At 66.7% G+C, this 15517-nt stretch carries 14 protein-coding genes; 2 read left to right on the forward strand and 12 right to left on the reverse strand.

Annotated elements, in window-relative coordinates:
* Nucleotides 1-80: 80 nt before the first annotated feature.
* Nucleotides 81-962, forward strand: a complete 882-nt coding sequence (gene blaRCP, locus G0D83_RS05320) for an RCP family class A beta-lactamase (protein WP_164190298.1) — start codon at nucleotides 81-83, stop codon at nucleotides 960-962.
* A 169-nt stretch (nucleotides 963-1131) separates the two neighbouring features.
* Here blaRCP and G0D83_RS05325 read toward each other — a convergent pair whose 3' ends face one another.
* The 11 genes from G0D83_RS05325 to G0D83_RS05370 all read right to left on the reverse strand — a co-directional run bounded on the left by G0D83_RS05325 (nucleotide 1132) and on the right by G0D83_RS05370 (nucleotide 13506).
* A complete protein-coding gene (locus G0D83_RS05325; RefSeq protein ID WP_164190300.1) occupies nucleotides 1132-2082 on the reverse strand; it encodes a YihY/virulence factor BrkB family protein in 951 nt (316 codons plus the stop codon).
* A gap of 73 nt (nucleotides 2083-2155) precedes the next feature.
* On the reverse strand, nucleotides 2156-3313 hold the full coding sequence (locus G0D83_RS05330) for a DUF3618 domain-containing protein (protein ID WP_164190303.1): 1158 nt from the start codon (nucleotides 3311-3313) through the stop codon (nucleotides 2156-2158).
* Nucleotides 3306-3701, reverse strand: a complete 396-nt coding sequence (locus tag G0D83_RS05335) for a phage holin family protein (RefSeq protein ID WP_164190305.1) — start codon at nucleotides 3699-3701, stop codon at nucleotides 3306-3308. The genes G0D83_RS05330 and G0D83_RS05335 overlap by 8 nt, the downstream gene beginning before the upstream one ends.
* Nucleotides 3701-4276 (reverse strand): hypothetical protein, encoded by a 576-nt coding sequence (locus G0D83_RS05340; protein ID WP_164190307.1) that lies wholly within the window; start codon nucleotides 4274-4276, stop codon nucleotides 3701-3703. Before G0D83_RS05340 ends, G0D83_RS05335 begins: the two co-directional genes overlap by 1 nt.
* Nucleotides 4277-4727: 451 nt before the next feature.
* Nucleotides 4728-4859 carry a hypothetical protein gene (locus tag G0D83_RS32455; RefSeq protein WP_255455530.1) on the reverse strand — a complete coding sequence of 44 codons (132 nt, stop codon included), beginning with the start codon at nucleotides 4857-4859 and terminating at the stop codon, nucleotides 4728-4730.
* A 275-nt stretch (nucleotides 4860-5134) separates the two neighbouring features.
* Complete coding sequence (locus G0D83_RS05345) at nucleotides 5135-6550, reverse strand: hypothetical protein (protein WP_164190309.1); 1416 nt, start codon at nucleotides 6548-6550, stop codon at nucleotides 5135-5137.
* Nucleotides 6547-7623, reverse strand: a complete 1077-nt coding sequence (locus G0D83_RS05350) for a glycosyl hydrolase family 8 (protein ID WP_164190311.1) — start codon at nucleotides 7621-7623, stop codon at nucleotides 6547-6549. The genes G0D83_RS05345 and G0D83_RS05350 overlap by 4 nt, the downstream gene beginning before the upstream one ends.
* Nucleotides 7620-9833 (reverse strand): cellulose biosynthesis cyclic di-GMP-binding regulatory protein BcsB, encoded by a 2214-nt coding sequence (locus G0D83_RS05355; RefSeq protein WP_164190313.1) that lies wholly within the window; start codon nucleotides 9831-9833, stop codon nucleotides 7620-7622. Before G0D83_RS05355 ends, G0D83_RS05350 begins: the two co-directional genes overlap by 4 nt.
* 4 nt (nucleotides 9834-9837) lie before the next feature.
* Nucleotides 9838-12222, reverse strand: coding sequence for a UDP-forming cellulose synthase catalytic subunit (gene bcsA, locus G0D83_RS05360; RefSeq protein ID WP_164190322.1), 2385 nt, complete (start codon nucleotides 12220-12222; stop codon nucleotides 9838-9840).
* On the reverse strand, nucleotides 12219-12860 hold the full coding sequence (locus tag G0D83_RS05365) for a hypothetical protein (RefSeq protein WP_164190324.1): 642 nt from the start codon (nucleotides 12858-12860) through the stop codon (nucleotides 12219-12221). The genes bcsA and G0D83_RS05365 overlap by 4 nt, the downstream gene beginning before the upstream one ends.
* 460 nt (nucleotides 12861-13320) lie before the next feature.
* Nucleotides 13321-13506 carry a hypothetical protein gene (locus tag G0D83_RS05370; protein ID WP_164190326.1) on the reverse strand — a complete coding sequence of 62 codons (186 nt, stop codon included), beginning with the start codon at nucleotides 13504-13506 and terminating at the stop codon, nucleotides 13321-13323.
* 297 nt (nucleotides 13507-13803) lie between these two features.
* On the opposite strand from G0D83_RS05370, the gene G0D83_RS05375 reads away from it, so the two are divergent.
* Nucleotides 13804-15234 (forward strand): ferric reductase-like transmembrane domain-containing protein, encoded by a 1431-nt coding sequence (locus G0D83_RS05375; protein WP_164190328.1) that lies wholly within the window; start codon nucleotides 13804-13806, stop codon nucleotides 15232-15234.
* On the opposite strand, the gene G0D83_RS05380 is transcribed toward G0D83_RS05375, so the two are convergent.
* Nucleotides 15219-15500 (reverse strand): hypothetical protein, encoded by a 282-nt coding sequence (locus G0D83_RS05380; protein ID WP_164190330.1) that lies wholly within the window; start codon nucleotides 15498-15500, stop codon nucleotides 15219-15221. The genes G0D83_RS05375 and G0D83_RS05380 overlap by 16 nt on opposite strands.
* Between the last annotated feature and the right edge of the window lie 17 nt (nucleotides 15501-15517).

Consider the following 15517-nt stretch of genomic DNA (forward strand, 5'->3'; position numbering starts at 1 on the left):
CCGAAATATACAGGGCGCATGACATCATGTGATGTCACACCTCAAGCGCCACTGGCGCAGATCCTGAAAGGAATGGTCCCATGCGGTTCACCGCTCCCATCCTGTCGCGTGTCGCGACAGGGCTCGCTCTCGGCCTGTCCATGGCCACTGCCGCCTTCGCCGAGACGCCTGTCGAGGCGCTCCGGGGCACCGTCGCCCGGATCGAGGAGCAGCTCGGCGCCCGCGTCGGTCTCTCGCTTCTGGACACCGGCTCGGGGAGGTCCTGGGCTCACCGCGAGGATGAGCTTTTCCTCATGAACAGCACTGTGAAGGTGCCCGTCTGCGGCGCCATCCTCGCGCGCAGCGATGCGGGCACGCTGTCGCTCTCCGATTCGCTTCCGGTGCGCGAGGCCGACCTGGTGCCCTATGCTCCGGTCATGGAGACGCGGGTTGGCGGCACCATGACCCTCGACGAGCTGTGCCTCGCGGCGGTCGACCAAAGCGACAACGTGGCGGCGAACATTTTGATCAAGCATCTCGGCGGGCCGGAGGCGGTGACGCAGTTCTTCCGCAGCGTCGGCGACCCGACGAGCCGTCTCGACCGCCGCGAGCCCGAGCTGAACACGTTCGCGCCCGGCGACGAGCGGGACACCACGAGCCCGGCCGCCATGTCCGAGACGCTGCGGGCGCTGCTGCTGGGCGACATGCTGTCTCCGCAAGCGCGCGGGCAGTTGGCGGAATGGATGCGCCACGGCGGCGTGACCGGCGCATTGCTCCGCGCCGAGGCCGAGGACGATTGGCTGATCCTCGACAAGTCGGGCAGCGGACGCCACACGCGCAACCTCGTCGCGGTGATCCAGCCTGAAGGCGAGGCACCCTGGATCGCGACGATGTTCGTCTCGGATACGGATGCGGCGTTCGAGGTCCGCAACGCGGCGCTGAAGGACCTGGGCAGGGCGGTGGTCGCTGTTGTTCGCGAGTGAAGCCTCTCGGGCGCGGCTTCCGTCCGGCGCCAGGTAGCGCTGGCGATGGCGCAGGAAACTTGCCAGCACTTTTCAGCGCCTCGACCACCGGGGCGCATCGAACAAGGCGCAAATGTCAGAATGGGACACGCTGCTCAGAGCTGGGCCGCGACCCCCAGGATCCGTCGTTTCAGGGGGCGTCGCGCCCCTTGAATTCGTCGGCTTTCACCGCCCCGCGCTTCCCGCGCGGCATGTCCTTGCCGGTGGTGGTGTCGTCCCAGGTCTGTGCTTCCATCTCGGCGTTGATCTCGGCCCCCAAGAGGATCACGTAAGCCGAAATCCACAACCAGAACAACAAGATGATAACGCCGGCCAGGGATCCGAAAGTTTCTTGGTAGGACCCGAAATGCTCGGCATATAGAGAGAAGGCGAGTGACCCGGCGAGCCAGAGCAGGCAGGCGACCAGGGCACCGGGGGTGATCCAAGCCCACTCCGCCGCCTTTCGGGAGGGGCCAAACCGGTAGATCAGCGCTATGCCGGCAACAACCAACAGGAGCAGCACGCCCCAACGCATCCACGATGCAAAGGCTTCGAGCGCTGGACCAAACTGGAAGATCGCGAGCATGCCGGGCAGAACGACAAGCGCCCCGATGGCCAAGAGAAGTCCGGCAATCAGCAGCAGCGTGAGGGCCAGCGTGGTGAACTTGAGGCGGGTGAAGCCGCGCTCTTCTGTTTCGTCATAGGCGACGTTCAGCCCCTCGATCAGGTGGGCAACCCCTTGGGAGGAAGAATAGAGCGCAAGTAGCAGACCCAGGACCGCCGCAAGACCAAGACCGCCACGCTGCGACCCCGCGACAGATTTGGCCTGCTCTATCAGGATCTCGGCGGCACGCTGCGGCAGCACCTCGGTAATCTGCTGGATCTGTGCAGTGACATCGGCGGGGGTGATGAACAGCCCGGCGATCGCCATGAGGGCGGTGATTGCGGGGAAGATTGCCATCAGCGCATAGAATGCGACACCCGCCGAAACCAGGCTGATCCGGTCTGCAGCCAACTCGGATTTCACGCGCATCGCGATGGCTTTCCAGCCGGTCAAGCTGATCTGGCGTGGCCGTGTGGCAAAGGATCCGTCGTTTGGCATCCACTCATCCTTGATCATGTCAAAGTCGCGCCGGTGCCACCCGGCACCGGCGCGAGGTCTCGGTTAGCTGATTTCAGCCCTGCTTCGGCGTATCCGATTTCGGCGTGTCCGAGGTCACGTCCGGACGGCCCAGCTTCTGCGCCTCCGCTTCGTCCCGTACCCGATCCTCGACGCGCTTGCCGGCAGATTTCGCGGCATCGGCAAGTGCGTGCTCGGCGGGCTTGTCGCCGGGAGTGCGCTCATCAGCCTCTGCGCGCGCCTCGCGGGCGATGCTTTGACCCTCGTCGAGGGCGGCATCGGCCACCGCTGCAAGCTTATCTCGCTCCTCGTGGAAGATCGCTTCGGCCTCGGCGAACAACCCGTCGCTGTACTCGCCCATGAAGTCGTCCTCGGCCTTGGTGCGCGGTGCGGCTCCGCCGAGGGCGGCGCCGGCCGCGATGGCAAGGGCGCCGGCCACGAGGGGATGCTCGCCAAAGAAATCGGCGGCGCTGGCACCGGCACGTTGCACCTTCCGGCCCGCACGCTCGCGGGCGATTAGCGCACGTTCGCGGGCTTCGATGACCCTGCGCCGGGCGCTTTCCGACATGCGCTCGGTCCCCGACGCGATACGGTCGTAGCCGTCTTCGAGCACCGACTGGGCCTGGGCCGACTTTGCCGAGATGGAGTCGCGGGCAGTGTGTCCGGCCTCGCCGGCCTTGGCGCGGGCTACACCTGCGGTGGCGGCCGCGTTGTGACGCCCCTCCTCGAAGCCCGCCTTCAGGCGGGCTTGCGTCCGGGCGACGCGGTCACCGAAGGTGTCGCTCTCCTCCCCGTCATCAAGGTGCAGATCGTCGTAGTAGCTGGGACGGTAGCTGGTGCCGTAGCCCGGCTTACGCGCGGCCCAGTCGGATCCGGACGGCGCGCGTTCGGTGGGCGCCGCGGGACGGCGCTTGCGGAGTTGGCGGCTCAGAGGGTCCCCCGCGAGACGCTTGTCCTCGTCATCATAGGAGCGACCGAACACCATCCATGCGAGGCCGGCGGCGGTCAGCGTGAGCCCGATGGGGTTTTGCTTGGCCGACTTCGAGAACGCCTGTCCCATCTCGCTGCCATGGGTCTGCAGGTGGCGGCCCACCTGTGCCACGATCTCGTCCGCCGAAAAACGGCTCTGGAGTTCGGAGACGGAAGCGCTGAGGCCCTCGCGCTCACGCTCGATCTCACGCTCGATTTCTGCCGCCGTCTTGCGATTAGCCATTGGTCGTCTCCCTGATTGCGGACACGTCACGACGGACGTTCTCGGTGGTGCGGGTCGGCGCAAGGCTGCTTGCCTTGAGCTTGCTCATCCCTCCCTTGATCATGATCAGCGCCGCAATGAGGGCGACGCCCCCGACGATCACGGCAGACCAGAAAGGATGCATGCCTGCTGCGGTCAGAGCGGCCACCAGCGCGGCGGCAATGACGTTGAGGCCAACAAGGGTGAAGACCACGCCGGCGACGATCACGCCCACCGCCGTCATGGCACCGTTGAGGTTCTCGCCCAGCTCGGCGCGCGCCAGTTCCATTTCCTTGCGCACCAAGGTGGTGACATGTCCGATGATGTTGCTCACCAGATTGGTGGTTCCGGTTGTCTGTTCGGTCGGCATCAGATGTCCTCCGGTTCCGGGCGGTGATAGGCTGGGGTGGCAGGGGTCGCCGCGGTCGGTGTCGGTGTGGGTTGCGCCGGGAAATCACGGGCGCGGGCCGCATCCACGGGGCTGGTTGGCGGCGCGGAGCGCGGGGCGGGCTCCGGCGCCGGACCCGAACTGCCTCCGCTCTTGCCAGCCTTGGCGAAGCGCGCGGCGGCAAGACCAAGAACTGCGGCACCGCCGAGATAGGCGATCGGGTTGCGGCGCGCGAAGTCCGAAAGGCTGCTTGCCATTTCGCCCAGATCCTTGTCTCGGATCGACTCCGATGCATCCGCCAGCGTCGAGGCGATCTGCGACATGGTCCGTTCCTGCGGAGAGCCGCTGCGCATCTCCTCGGCGGCCTTGCGAAGCGCGTTCGACACGTCCGAGACCTCGTCTGCCATTCGCCCGCGCTGCTGTTCCTCGAAGCCGCTGGCGCGCTCTTTCACTTCCTCTGCCGTGTCACGGGCCTTGGTGCGCAGATCATCACGCATCTCGCGTGCGGCACTTTCTGCGGCAGGTGTGGACGGAGTGTGTTGGGAAGGATCGGTCATCCTTGCCTCCTTCGGTTAGGTTGATCGGTGGCGCGCCGTCATTGCCTCACAACCCGCGACCGTTCGTCGCAGTTCCGTCATTTCCAATTATCTTCGCAGCACAGGTCCGAGCGGCTCTGGCGCAGCTTCTGCCGCGAGATTGAGTGCCATCATGCCTGGGACATCACGCCCAAGGCGTTCGATGCGTCAGGTGAGCGCAGGGGTCTCAGGATCCCGATCCATCGAGTTTGATCGCCGAGTTTGATCGCACGGCGTGGCCCACCTTCGTCACACCCGAGCGATGGTTCGAGCGGCGGGCTCACGCGCGCGCCTCGGCTCTCTACGGGGTGCAACCGGCGTTCCGCGCGCGGTTTTGCGTGAGCCTTTAGCCCTCGCCATTCCTCTCGAGGATGTTGGCGCGGTGGGTCAGGCGGTCAAGCAGTGCTGTCAGAACCGGCGTCAGATCCAGACGTCAGGTTCCGGCGCCGAAGTGGGCGATCACCCAGAGCAAGATTGCGGTGCCTGCCAGCAGTTCAAAGATCTGGGCCCTGCGCTGGCGCCGGGTGCTCTGGTGGCGCTCGCGTTCGATTTCGATCTTGGTCATGAAGCAATTCCTAAAAATGGGATTTAAAAGAATATTTGGTCCGCGGGCGCGGAGGAAATCGGTGCGTCGGTAGATATTATATGATCTAATATATTGATTTATTTAGAAAAACTATGAATACCTCTCTATTCGGATCGCTGCAATGGGTGATGGGCGTAGGGGCTCTGTTGCGACGTCCCATGCGTGGTCCACCGAAAGGGCCGCCCGCTCTCTGCGGTTGATCGGTCACGCAGGCCGGAGCGCTGCGTCGGCGAAGAGAGCGGCCCGCCCGGCGGTCAGTGGAGCGCGCGGGAGAGGGCGCGGCGCGATTCCGGCGTGGCCAGCTTGTCGTGGATGGCCTGAAACTCGACCCGGGCGCGGGCGCGCTGGCCGGAGTTGAGATAGGCATAGCCCCGCAGCAGCGCGATATCGCGCCGGACCACGCCGCTCAGCCGTTCGAGCTCGTCGAAATAGGCGATGGCTCGGCGGTAGTCGTGGCGTTCGTAGGCAGAGACGCCGCGCTTGTCGAGGATCTGCGTCTCGACTTCCAAGCGTTGCTGGTCCGAGAAATGGGTGGTGGCAGCGACGTTCGCGGCCTGGTCGACCATGTTCAGCTGCAGCATCACCAGCGCCATCCCGTAGCGGGCATCGCGTCGGCCTTCTGCCGTGGGCGACCGGCTTGCCGCAAGTTTGAAATCGTTCAAAGCCTGCATCGGACGCTTCGCGTTGAGCGCGCACCAAGCGCGCTGGGAGACGATCTCGGGGCTGGTGCCCTTGGCCGAGGCGGCAAGGCAGGTTGACCAATCGGCACGTTGCGCGGCGGTGCGCGCCTGCGACAGCGCTGTTGAGGCGCCGCCGGACAGGGTGCGGCGCGGCGAGGGGGCAAGCGGAGGCTGCGCCGACGGTCGTTGGGTTTTGTTCGAGGAGAGGGCGCCAGCAGACGCATCGAAGGCGGCGGGGGCGCCGCTCGGCGTGGCGGAGGCAAGAGGGCGTGGCTGAGTCTGCAGCCCGGCGCGCAGACGGTTCTCGACCGAGGTCAGGCGCTGGGCGGAGCCCGGCGCGCCGGCGCGGGCCGCATCTGCCATGGCGGCGAGCTCCTCGAGGCTGGCGACGGCCACGGATTTCTCAAGCGTGGCAACGAGGATGTTGGGATCGGAGCAGCTGCGGACGACGCCGTTGAGCGTCGTAAGGGCCAGCGCGGGCTCGCGCGCGGCCTGATACTGTTCGGCCAGGAGCCAAGCATTGTTCACCCGCTCGCAGCGCAGCAGCTCGGGGGTGGCGCGTGCGATCCTGATGGCGGCCTCGGGCTCTCCTCGCGAGACCGCCTGATCGAAGCTCGACTGGGCTTCGGCAATCGACAGGGCCGCAAGCAACTCGGGCGAGGGGGCCCAGCCCGGGGTTGCGCGGCCGGTTTCCTCGATGAGGGTGCGGGCGCGGACGAAATTGCCCGAGCGGATCTCGCGGTAGATGCTGGCGACCGCCTCGTCGGGTGCGATCTGCTGCAGCGTGGCGAGATCCTCGGGAACCACCCAGTCGGGATAGCGAAGTTGCAGCCGGCGAACCTCGGAGCGGACGGCCAAGTCATTGGCCTCGTTCATGTAGAAGCGCAGCGCCTGGAGATCGCTGTCGGAGGGCGACTGGGCCTGAGCGGACAGCGCGCCGAGGGCTTGGGTCATGGCGAGAAGGGCGAGGGTAAAATGGAACTTTTTCATAACGGTACACACGTGGGTAGGGCTTCGGCCTGCGCGATCAGGGCGAAGAGTTGCAGGGTTGCCGGATAATAGGGGGCGCTTGGCGAGAAGGGCGGGATCCGCGAGCCGATCTCTTGGCTCGCGGCACAGGTCGCGAGCGCGGCGATGGCCCGGTATCCCGGCTCCGCGCTGGTCGTGAGAGCCTCTCCGGAGCCGCGGCTGAGCCGGGTGGCGGCGAGGCCCGGGGGGACGCGAGACTGGGCCTCGGCGAAGCGCAGGACCGCGGGGTGATCCCCCAGGCCCGACCAGATCAAATAGAGTGGCACGCGCATCGCCTCGTAGCCGGCATCGAAGGAGAACCCCTGGGCCGGCCCAAGGGCCTGCGGTGTCACCTCCACCCAGTCGGGGACAACGCCGTCGAGCGCGAGCTGGCGGGCCAGTTCGACCGCACCGCGGGCCGCCGCGGCGAGCACCGGTTGGTTGAACTCGGCCGCCAACTCCTGCATCGCCAGCGGCATCGCGTAGCAGGGGTTGTAAAGGACCCCTGCCTCTGTCTCGAACCCACGGGCCGCGGGCAGCAGAAGCGGGTCGGCACCGGGACGGTGGACGATGCAGCTCCGGACGAGATCGAGCACGATGGCTTCCGCCGCGGTGCGGTATTCGGGGGCATCAAACCGCCGCGCCGCGCGCAGCAGGGCCCAAGCCCGGAAGAGGTCGCCGTCGCTGGCATTGTTTAGGTCGGGCACCCGTACCGGCGCGTCGGGAAGCCAGCGCCAGGCCATCAGGGCATCCTGCCGGATGGCGAGGTTGAGCCGGGTCCAGGCGTCCAGCCGCTCGAAGGTCGCCCGATCCCCTATCATCGCGGCCAGCAGCATGCCGTAGGCCTGCCCCTCGGAATGGCTCGACGTCTTCTGTAGCCGGTCGATCACGCGGCCAGTCGCGTCCATGTTGGCATCGCGCCAGGCCTCCCAGACATCGAAAAGGCCGGCCTCGAGGCTGGTTGAGGAGGTTGCCGCCAAGCCCGCCGCCGGCAGGGAAAGCGCGCCGAAAAGGCCAGTTGCGGAAAGGGAGGCGAGAAGATCGCGTCGGTTCATTTCTTCCTCCGTCGCGTGATGATCATGACGCCCATTGCGAGGATCGCGGAGACCAGGGACAGCGCCAGCATGGGGACGATGAACACGGGCGGTGCGAGGGAGGCGTAATTGCCGACCACCCTGCGCGCGTTGTCGAGGGTCAGCGGCTCGTGCAGCTTGAGCCTCCGTTTCGAGGAGTGCCAGCTCTGCCAGCCCGCGTCGGGCGTGAACAGCGACACCTGCCCGCGCGGGACGTCGAGACGCCCGCCACCGTCGATCAGAGACGCAACAAGCTTCTCGGGCGCGAGGTTGGGGCGGAGGATGAGCCAGATGTCCCCGGGGCGATCGAGGTCGGGCTGCAGCAGCATGGCGTCGGCGGCGCGCCCTTCGAGCCAGGCGTCCAGCTCGGACTGCGGGCCGCGCCAGATCGCGGCGAGCCGGTCTCGGAAGGCCCGGATCGCGGTGCCAACCTTGTCAGTGTCGTAGAAAGCGCGCCACCAGCGCCCATTGTCGACCTTGGCCCAGGCGTCGAGTTCCTTCTCCTCGGGATGTGGCGCGATCAGCATCGCCTCCTGCAGCGTCGAGGTGGCGTCCCCGAGGATGGCCCCGCCGAGGGTCGACAGGTCGGAGGGAACGCCGATGGTCAGAGATGCGGCTCCCGGTGCCCTGGCACCATGGCCAACGAAGACCGAGGCCAGGCGCGGCAGAAGACCAAGCGGCAGGGCGTCCGCGGCGGCCTCGCTCAGCCGGACGCTTTCGGGGCTCAGCGCATCCAGCACCAGGTCGAGCCGTGCGACGGACATGCTGGGCGCCGTGGGGATTTCCACCGTCGTCGTGTCGAAGATCTCGAAGATCGGCGTGCTGCGCGGCGCGCAGGCCTCGTCCGGTGCATCGCCGGGAACCAGCGCCTCGAAGGTCAGCTGATTGACACCGGGGTCGAGCATGTTCGCCGCGAAGGGAATGCGCAGGGTCTCAACCCGTTGTCCCGCCTTGTCGTCCTCGTCGAGCGGAAGAAGGTGGACGGTCGCGTCGTTGATCTTCACCAGAAGCAGGGCGCCCTTTGGCAGATCGCGGTCAAACCCATAGTCGAGCCGGAGCTCCGCACGCTGCGCCGATAGCACCAGCCAATCCCAGGGAAGCTGAAAGCGCACCGTCTCGCGGATGTAATTTCCCTGTCCGACCAGGCGCCCGGCGCCGAGGTCCGCTAGCGACCGTGGCACGCCGGGCTGAAGCAGCGGCACCGGGTTGGCGGGATGCCCCTCGTCAAAGGCGCTCAGCATCACCCGTGCGACCTGCTCGGGATGGGCGGCATTTGCCACAAGCACCAGCGCGCCATCTCCGCCACGGCGAAATTGCGGCAGGTCGGGAGGAGAGAATTCCTCGGGCAGCAGCGTCACCCGCGCCAGCGCCGGCGGGACCGTGGCGACCGCGTAGGGATCGGTGATCCGCATTTCCGGCGGCAGGCCTTCGAACAGGCTTTCGACCCGGGCCATGGCGGCGGTCATCGAAGCCACGTCGCCCGAGCCATGGCTCTCTACCACGACAAGCGGCTGTCCGCGCCCGAGTTGTGCCGCGACCGCCGCTAGGAAACCGGGGGCGTCCGCGCCGAAATCGCTCGGTGCGACTTTGATGCCGCTCTGCGACAGCAGGACATCGGTCCAGAGATCGAAGGCCGCGTCGGGGCCGCAAAACACGCGGTGAACCTGCTGGAAGCGCAGGGTCACCACGTTCCGCCCGGGCTTTAGTGCGCTGCCGGGAATGGCGAGGGCATCCGTCCCGAGTGCGTCGAAGTTATCGGGGATGACGGTGCCGATGGTGGTGCCGTTGACTTCGACCCGGATCTTTGACTGCTCTGGAAGAAGGTTGATCGAGCTGAGCGTGGTCAGCTCAAGCTCGGCACCCTCCGCCTTGCGCGGCAGAAACAGGACGAAGCGCGCTTCGCCGACTTGCCCCTGCACGCGGTAGCCCTCGGTTTCGGCGCCTTGCGGCACCACCGGGCGCAGCGGCAGCAGGACCGGCAGCCCGTCGGTGCGCTCTTCTGCCATGGGCGTGGCGGCTGTCCAGTCCATCCTGGGGACCGCGCTCTGCGCAAGGCGCTCGGCCGGCGCAACTGAAGCGTCCTGCGCCGGAAGCTCCGGCATGTCGTCCAGGAGAATTTGCTGTGCGCGGACGCCATGCGCGAAGGCAGGCAGGAGCGCGGCGGCAAGAAGGGGAAGGATCCACTGTTTCATGGCGTCACTCCTCGATCACAAGGTAATCTGCGGCACCGGCCACCGCGGCGGCCTCGAGCGGTGCCCGTGCCGGGCGGGGCTCCGGGCGGTCCATTGGCGCAACCACGAAGGCGGGTTCGCCACGCATGGCATCCTCGGTCGCTTCGCGGCGCCGGCGAGCTGGCTCGGTGAGAAAACCGATCACTGACTTCGGCACCGACATCAGGCTCTTGCCAGCGACGTAGGCGAGCCCGGCAATCAGTGTGCTGCCTTGGGGATAGACCTTCCGGAAGAAGTGCCACCGCAGGCTGTCGCCGTAGACCAGATGCGCGGTCAGCCGGCTTGCCGCGATCATCTGCGCGGGCGCGACGTCGAGCTCGATCAGTGTTCCTTCCACGTCGGAGCGCACGGCCTTCACCTTGAGAGGCAGGGGCGCTTCGAGCTCTGGGGCCTGCGGAAGGGTCGGTACGAGTTCGACCTTCAGGCCCGTCGAGGCCCCTTCGCGGAACACCCTCCCGTGGCGCGACCGCGTATCGTTGCCGAGATGCAGGGTAACGCTGCGGGGGGTGAAGGCGACGATCTCGGCTTGGACCTCCGCGGCCTGCTCGTCGTCGCCCGGCGCGGACTGGGACCAGCGCAGCATTGCCGGACTGGAGATCCCGCAGCGCGGCCGGTCGAGCTGGTCCGGGCGTTCGAAGACCGCGCGCAGCGCGTAGGCGACCAGCAGGAAGTTGTAGAGGTTCCACGCGCCAACGATCTCGACCACCGCACGGTCGCCGGGGAAGGCGGCCCAGCGGTACGCCCCCGCAACCAGACCCGCCAGCAGCAGCGCGGCGAGCACCGCCAGCGGCGCATAGACCGGCGACAGGAAGGCGTGGTCCAGCGTCTCGTCCTTGGCGGTGACCTTGAAGGAGGCATCGCGCGGCCGCAGCACCGTATGCACCACCGCCTTGAGCAGATAGGGCGTCTGGGCGATCTCGTAGACTTCCGAGATCTGCGGCCAGCGGACGCTGCCGAACAGCGCGTTCTGCACCATGAAGCCGATCAGCAGATAGGGAAGGATATAGGCCAGCACCTCCTGCGTCGTGACAACGTAGATTTCGAGACCGAAGAAGAGGTAAAGCAGCGGCATGAGGAGGAAGATCATGCGGATGGCCGGAAACAGCCAAAAGCTCATGGAGTTCAGGTAGCACAGGCGCTGCTTCAGTGAGAGGCCGCTGCGGAAGATCGGGTTCTTCAGCATCAGCATCTGGATCATGCCGGTCGCCCAGCGACCGCGCTGCTGGATGAACGAGGCGAAGGTCTCGGGTTGCAGCCCGGCCACCATCGCGTGATCGAGATAGAGGCTCTCCCATCCGCGCGCGTGAATATCCAGCGCCGTCTCGGCATCCTCGGTGATGGTCTCGCCGGCGATGCCGCCGACCTCGTCCAGCGCCTGGCGCCGCAGCAGGGCCGCCGAGCCGCAGAAGAAGGCCCCGCCGAAGCGGTCGAGGCCCCGGTGGATCTGTGCGTAGAACATCTCGTTTTCGGAGGGCGAGGTCTCGGGCAACGCGAGATTGCGCTCGATCGGGTCGCGGTTGGTGAAGAAGTGCGGGGATTGCACGAGAAAGAGCCGAGGGTTCTCGACCATGTAGCCGACGGTGCGCGCCAGGAAGTCGCGGGTCGGTACGTGGTCCGCGTCGAGCACCAGCACCAGCTCGCCATCGAGGTGCTGCAGCGCGGCATTGAGGTTGCCGGCCTTGGCGCGCTCGTTGCGGGCGCGGGCGGTGTATTCGACGCCGAGTTCCCTGCAGAGCGCCTGAAGGCTCGCCCGCCGCTCGCGCGCCCGGCGGCGCGTCTCGAGGTCGGTGTGGTTGCAGCGCGCGTCGGTGCCACCGTCGTCGCAGAGCACGACCCGCTTCTTGTCCGCGGGGTAATTGATCCGCGTCGCCGCCGCGAGGGTCACTGCAAGCAGCTCCTCGCTCTCGTTGTAGCTGGGGATGAGGATGTCGACCGTCGGCACATCTTCGAGGCGTACGGGGGCGGGCTTGGGCGGATCGACCGGATCGGAGTTGATCAGGGCGGTCAAAAAGAAGATGGCGACGGTGAAGCTCTCGGCCGCGAAGAGGACCAGCGCCGCGGCGAGCGAGACCGGGTCCTCGAAGGAGGGCAGCGTCTCGAAGAGGCGCCAAAGCCAGTAGCGGAGCACGAAGGTGCCGGCGATCGACAGGACGACGAAGCGCAGGGTCATGTTCGAGGTCACCCCGGGCTTCATCACGTAGATCAGACTGCAGGCCAGAAGCGACAGCAGCGCCTGCGTGGCGACGGAGGTCGGCACCGAGGCGAGGAACACCACCACGGCAAAAAGCGCGGCCCATGCGAGGGCGAGGGCCAAGGCCCCGGTTGCGGAAACGAGATCAAGGAATTTCATGGCAGCGGTCCTGCGAGCGGGGACAACATCTTGGGGGCGGCCTCTTCGGCGAGTCCCGTGGCGGCAAAGCTCGCCCCCTGCGGCGCGATCGGGGCGAGCGCCTCTTCCACGGTGCCGTGGACGCAATTGCGCATGGCGAGGTCCATGGCGCCTGCGCCGGCGGGAATGGTGCGGTTCGCCCCGTCGAAGCGGCGGAAGGCGAGCACACAGGTTAATCCTGAGTAATTGGTCCAGTGCGCCCAATCGATCTGGCCGAGCGCGTCGGTCTCCGTCGTCATGCCGCGGATTTCGGCGGCGGTGAACGGATAGGGGATGCCTCCGGCGGACTTCAGCAGTTCGAGCGGCTGGAACCGTCCGATGCTGGCGCGGCCGGTGCCATGCGAGCGGAGAAGAATGTAGTTCTCGCCCGAGATGGCGGTCGGGTTGGGAAGCAGGATGTGCTGTTCGCTGCGGCCGCGGAAACGTCGCTCCAAAACCACTTGGGCGCTTCGGGTCGACAGCCAGGCATCGGCCTGCGGTTGCAGCACGAAGGTCGCCTGCTGAAATTCCCTGTCGAACTCCGTCGGGGTGAGCGGGAAGGTATCGCAGGCTGCGATGAAGACCAGAGCGACGAACTCGAGTCGACATTTACGTCTCAATTGCGCAATGCGGCGCAACGATAGAAAATTGCCGGGCAAAACAAGGCACCCCTCAAACAAACACACCAATGTACTTCACAAATAGTCAGATCAATATATGTCCGGAGGGTCAAAATACCCCGAAGAGACGTTCACACTAAGAACACAATTCCCTGACGAATCCATGGAAAAAATTGGCGAGCAGCCAGATTTTTCCGAATGGTGCTCAAAGAACGAACACCCACGAGGGGCCGATCGGACAAATTATCGTCAAAATTTGGTACAGCCTCGGGGCGGTGAGCGGACTGCCCGGTGCCGGTCGCTTCAAGCCGGCCTCACACGATTCGGCGGGTTGCGCCGACAAGGGGCTTGGGGGGGTGAAGATGCGGCGGCAGGAAATTGACCGGAGAGGGCGCCCCTGGGGCAATGCGCGGACTGGCCTCCCAGGCGGCTCAGTCCCGCCGCGCTGCGACCAGCTGTTCTAGTGGAAATAAATCGACGTGAGGATGACGAGCAACGCGGCCAGCGGAAGACCGAGCAGCAAGGGCAAGGGCAGGCGGTTGATCCGCGGAGTGGGCTGGTAGCAACTCCCGCACTCGACGGCGCCGAGGCGCATCTTGTGGCCGCAGGATCGGCAATTGAACAGGCGGCGGTTGCGTAGGCTCATGATGGCCCTCCAAGATACTCGTAAAAATAAGGAACAATTAAGGCGATTCTCGTCATGAGGTAGCGTCATCTCCATTGCAATGGCAAGCGAAATGCGCGGAAACAATCGGTTGCCGAAGAATGAAGGGATATCCCCTGTATTTCGGTCTCCGCAGCAAGGGCTTTCTAACCCGTGCGCGTCCTGCGTGAATCGCGCACCCGAGCGCATTTCCGGCCTCGCGCCCTGGCGTGGCGTGATCCGTGTCAAGGAATGTCGCGGCAATGCAGCTAGAGTCGCGGTGATCGAGGAGACATCGCCATGCCCCCAACGCCGCCCAAGCGGCGCGGCCTGCCGCCGCTTGCCCTTGCGCTCTGCTACGCCGCAGTGATCGCGCTGCCGCTGCTGCCGGCGTTGCTGACCGGACAGGGGCATGGCCAGGGCGCAATGCGGCTGGCGACTGGGGCAGGGGTGGCCGCTGCGGGGATGATCCTGTTGCAGATGATTACGAGCGGGCGCTTCGAGGCGATCTCGGGGCGGATCGGGATCGACATCACCATGGCCTTTCACAAGTGGGCGGCGCCGGTGGCGCTGTTGCTGGCGCTGGTGCACGTTCTGGCGGTGATCGGGCTGCCGGACGCCGACCGCCCGGGCCGACTCGCCCGGCGTGTCGATCTCGTCCTGTCAGCCCCCGGCCTTTGGGAGGCGCGGCTCGCGCTCATTCTGCTCGCCGTCCTGGTCTGTCTCGCGCTGCTGCGCGATCGGATGGGGATGCGCTACCAGATGTGGCGGGCCGGGCACGCGCTCGGGGCCGTCACCCTCGTGGGGCTGGTGGTCTGGCACGCGGTGAACGCCGGCAGGGCAGGGGCGCTCGGCGCGGTGCTCTGGATCCTCTTCGCGCTCGCCGTGACCCTTCCGGCGCTTTGGGTTTACGCCGTCCGCCTCATTCGGCCGAACCGGCAGGGCTGGACGCTCCGCGCGACACAGCCCGCCGGAGAGCGCCTCTGGCTGCTGAGGGTCGCACCGCCCGAGGGCGGCGGGCTGCGCTTCGAGCCAGGGCAGTTCGCCTGGGTCGCCTTCGGGCGCAAGCGCCTGCCGTTGCACGATCATCCGTTTTCTATCGCCTCCGCCCCCGGCGAGCCGGAGCTGCGCTTTCTCGTGCAGGAGGCCGGGGATTTCACAGACGGGATCGGAGCGCTCGCGCCGGGGACACGGGTCTCGGTCGACGGCCCGCATGGCAGCTTCGTGCCGCGCGGCGAGGGGCCGCTGGTTCTCGTCGCCGGCGGGGTGGGCATCGCGCCGATCCTGTCCATCCTGGCGCATCTCGCGCGCAGCCAGAGCCGCCGGCCGGTGCGGCTCATCTATGCCGCGCGGAGCGCAGAGGCGATGGTGCCGCCAGATCTCTACCGTCCAGCCTGCGCGGCGCTCGGGGTGGTGCCGATGCTGATCTCCGACCGGGCCAATGACGGCGGCGCGTTGCTGCGCGGCCCCCTGATGCGGGGGCATCTCGCGCAGGCCTTCGAAGGGCTCGATCCCGCTGCCTGCGAAGTGATGACCTGCGGCCCCGGACCGATGATGACCTTCGTCGCGGACACGGCGTTGGAGATGGGGGTGCCGATGCAGGCGATCAGCTACGAGCGCTTCAGCTACGCAGCGGGTCGCGCCTCGGCCAAGGATCGCCGGATCTTGGCGGGCTTCGCGGCGCTCTGGGGAGGGGTCGTGGCCATGGTGCTGGCCTACTGGCTGGCCTGATCCTCTAGCCAGGCGAGGATCGCTGCGCGGGTCGCGGGGTCCTTAGCGTGATGATCGGCGAGGAAGCGGTCGAGCCGCGCCGCCCCCGTGGCGTCGCCCGCAGCAGGGACGGCCGAGGCGATACGTGCCGGGTCGCGATGGCACTTCGCGCAGTTGGCTGCCCAAGCCTGGGCCCCGGCGGAGAGATCGGCAGCAACAGCAGGGCGGGCGATCAGGACAAGTAGAACGAGAGCCGCGCGACGGCGGCAAGAGAGGAATGCGCGCATGAATTGCCTTTCTGGGG

The organism is Salipiger sp. PrR003 (assembly GCF_010500785.1).
GTDB lineage: Bacteria > Pseudomonadota > Alphaproteobacteria > Rhodobacterales > Rhodobacteraceae > Salipiger > Salipiger pacificus_A.

Bases quoted from the DNA above. Each gene is read 5' to 3' on its own strand.
- G0D83_RS05375 (WP_164190328.1), top strand. From the start codon at position 13,804: ATGCCCCCAACGCCGCCCAAGCGGCGCGGCCTGCCGCCGCTTGCCCTT.
- G0D83_RS05370 (WP_164190326.1), bottom strand. From the start codon at position 13,506: ATGAGCCTACGCAACCGCCGCCTGTTCAATTGCCGATCCTGCGGCCAC.
- G0D83_RS05350 (WP_164190311.1), bottom strand. From the start codon at position 7,623: ATGAACCGACGCGATCTTCTCGCCTCCCTTTCCGCAACTGGCCTTTTC.
- G0D83_RS05335 (WP_164190305.1), bottom strand. From the start codon at position 3,701: ATGCCGACCGAACAGACAACCGGAACCACCAATCTGGTGAGCAACATC.
- blaRCP (WP_164190298.1), top strand. From the start codon at position 81: ATGCGGTTCACCGCTCCCATCCTGTCGCGTGTCGCGACAGGGCTCGCT.
- G0D83_RS32455 (WP_255455530.1), bottom strand. From the start codon at position 4,859: ATGACCAAGATCGAAATCGAACGCGAGCGCCACCAGAGCACCCGGCGC.
- G0D83_RS05355 (WP_164190313.1), bottom strand. From the start codon at position 9,833: ATGAAACAGTGGATCCTTCCCCTTCTTGCCGCCGCGCTCCTGCCTGCC.
- G0D83_RS05380 (WP_164190330.1), bottom strand. From the start codon at position 15,500: ATGCGCGCATTCCTCTCTTGCCGCCGTCGCGCGGCTCTCGTTCTACTT.
- bcsA (WP_164190322.1), bottom strand. From the start codon at position 12,222: ATGAAATTCCTTGATCTCGTTTCCGCAACCGGGGCCTTGGCCCTCGCC.
- G0D83_RS05325 (WP_164190300.1), bottom strand. From the start codon at position 2,082: ATGCCAAACGACGGATCCTTTGCCACACGGCCACGCCAGATCAGCTTG.
- G0D83_RS05340 (WP_164190307.1), bottom strand. From the start codon at position 4,276: ATGACCGATCCTTCCCAACACACTCCGTCCACACCTGCCGCAGAAAGT.
- G0D83_RS05330 (WP_164190303.1), bottom strand. From the start codon at position 3,313: ATGGCTAATCGCAAGACGGCGGCAGAAATCGAGCGTGAGATCGAGCGT.
- G0D83_RS05345 (WP_164190309.1), bottom strand. From the start codon at position 6,550: ATGAAAAAGTTCCATTTTACCCTCGCCCTTCTCGCCATGACCCAAGCC.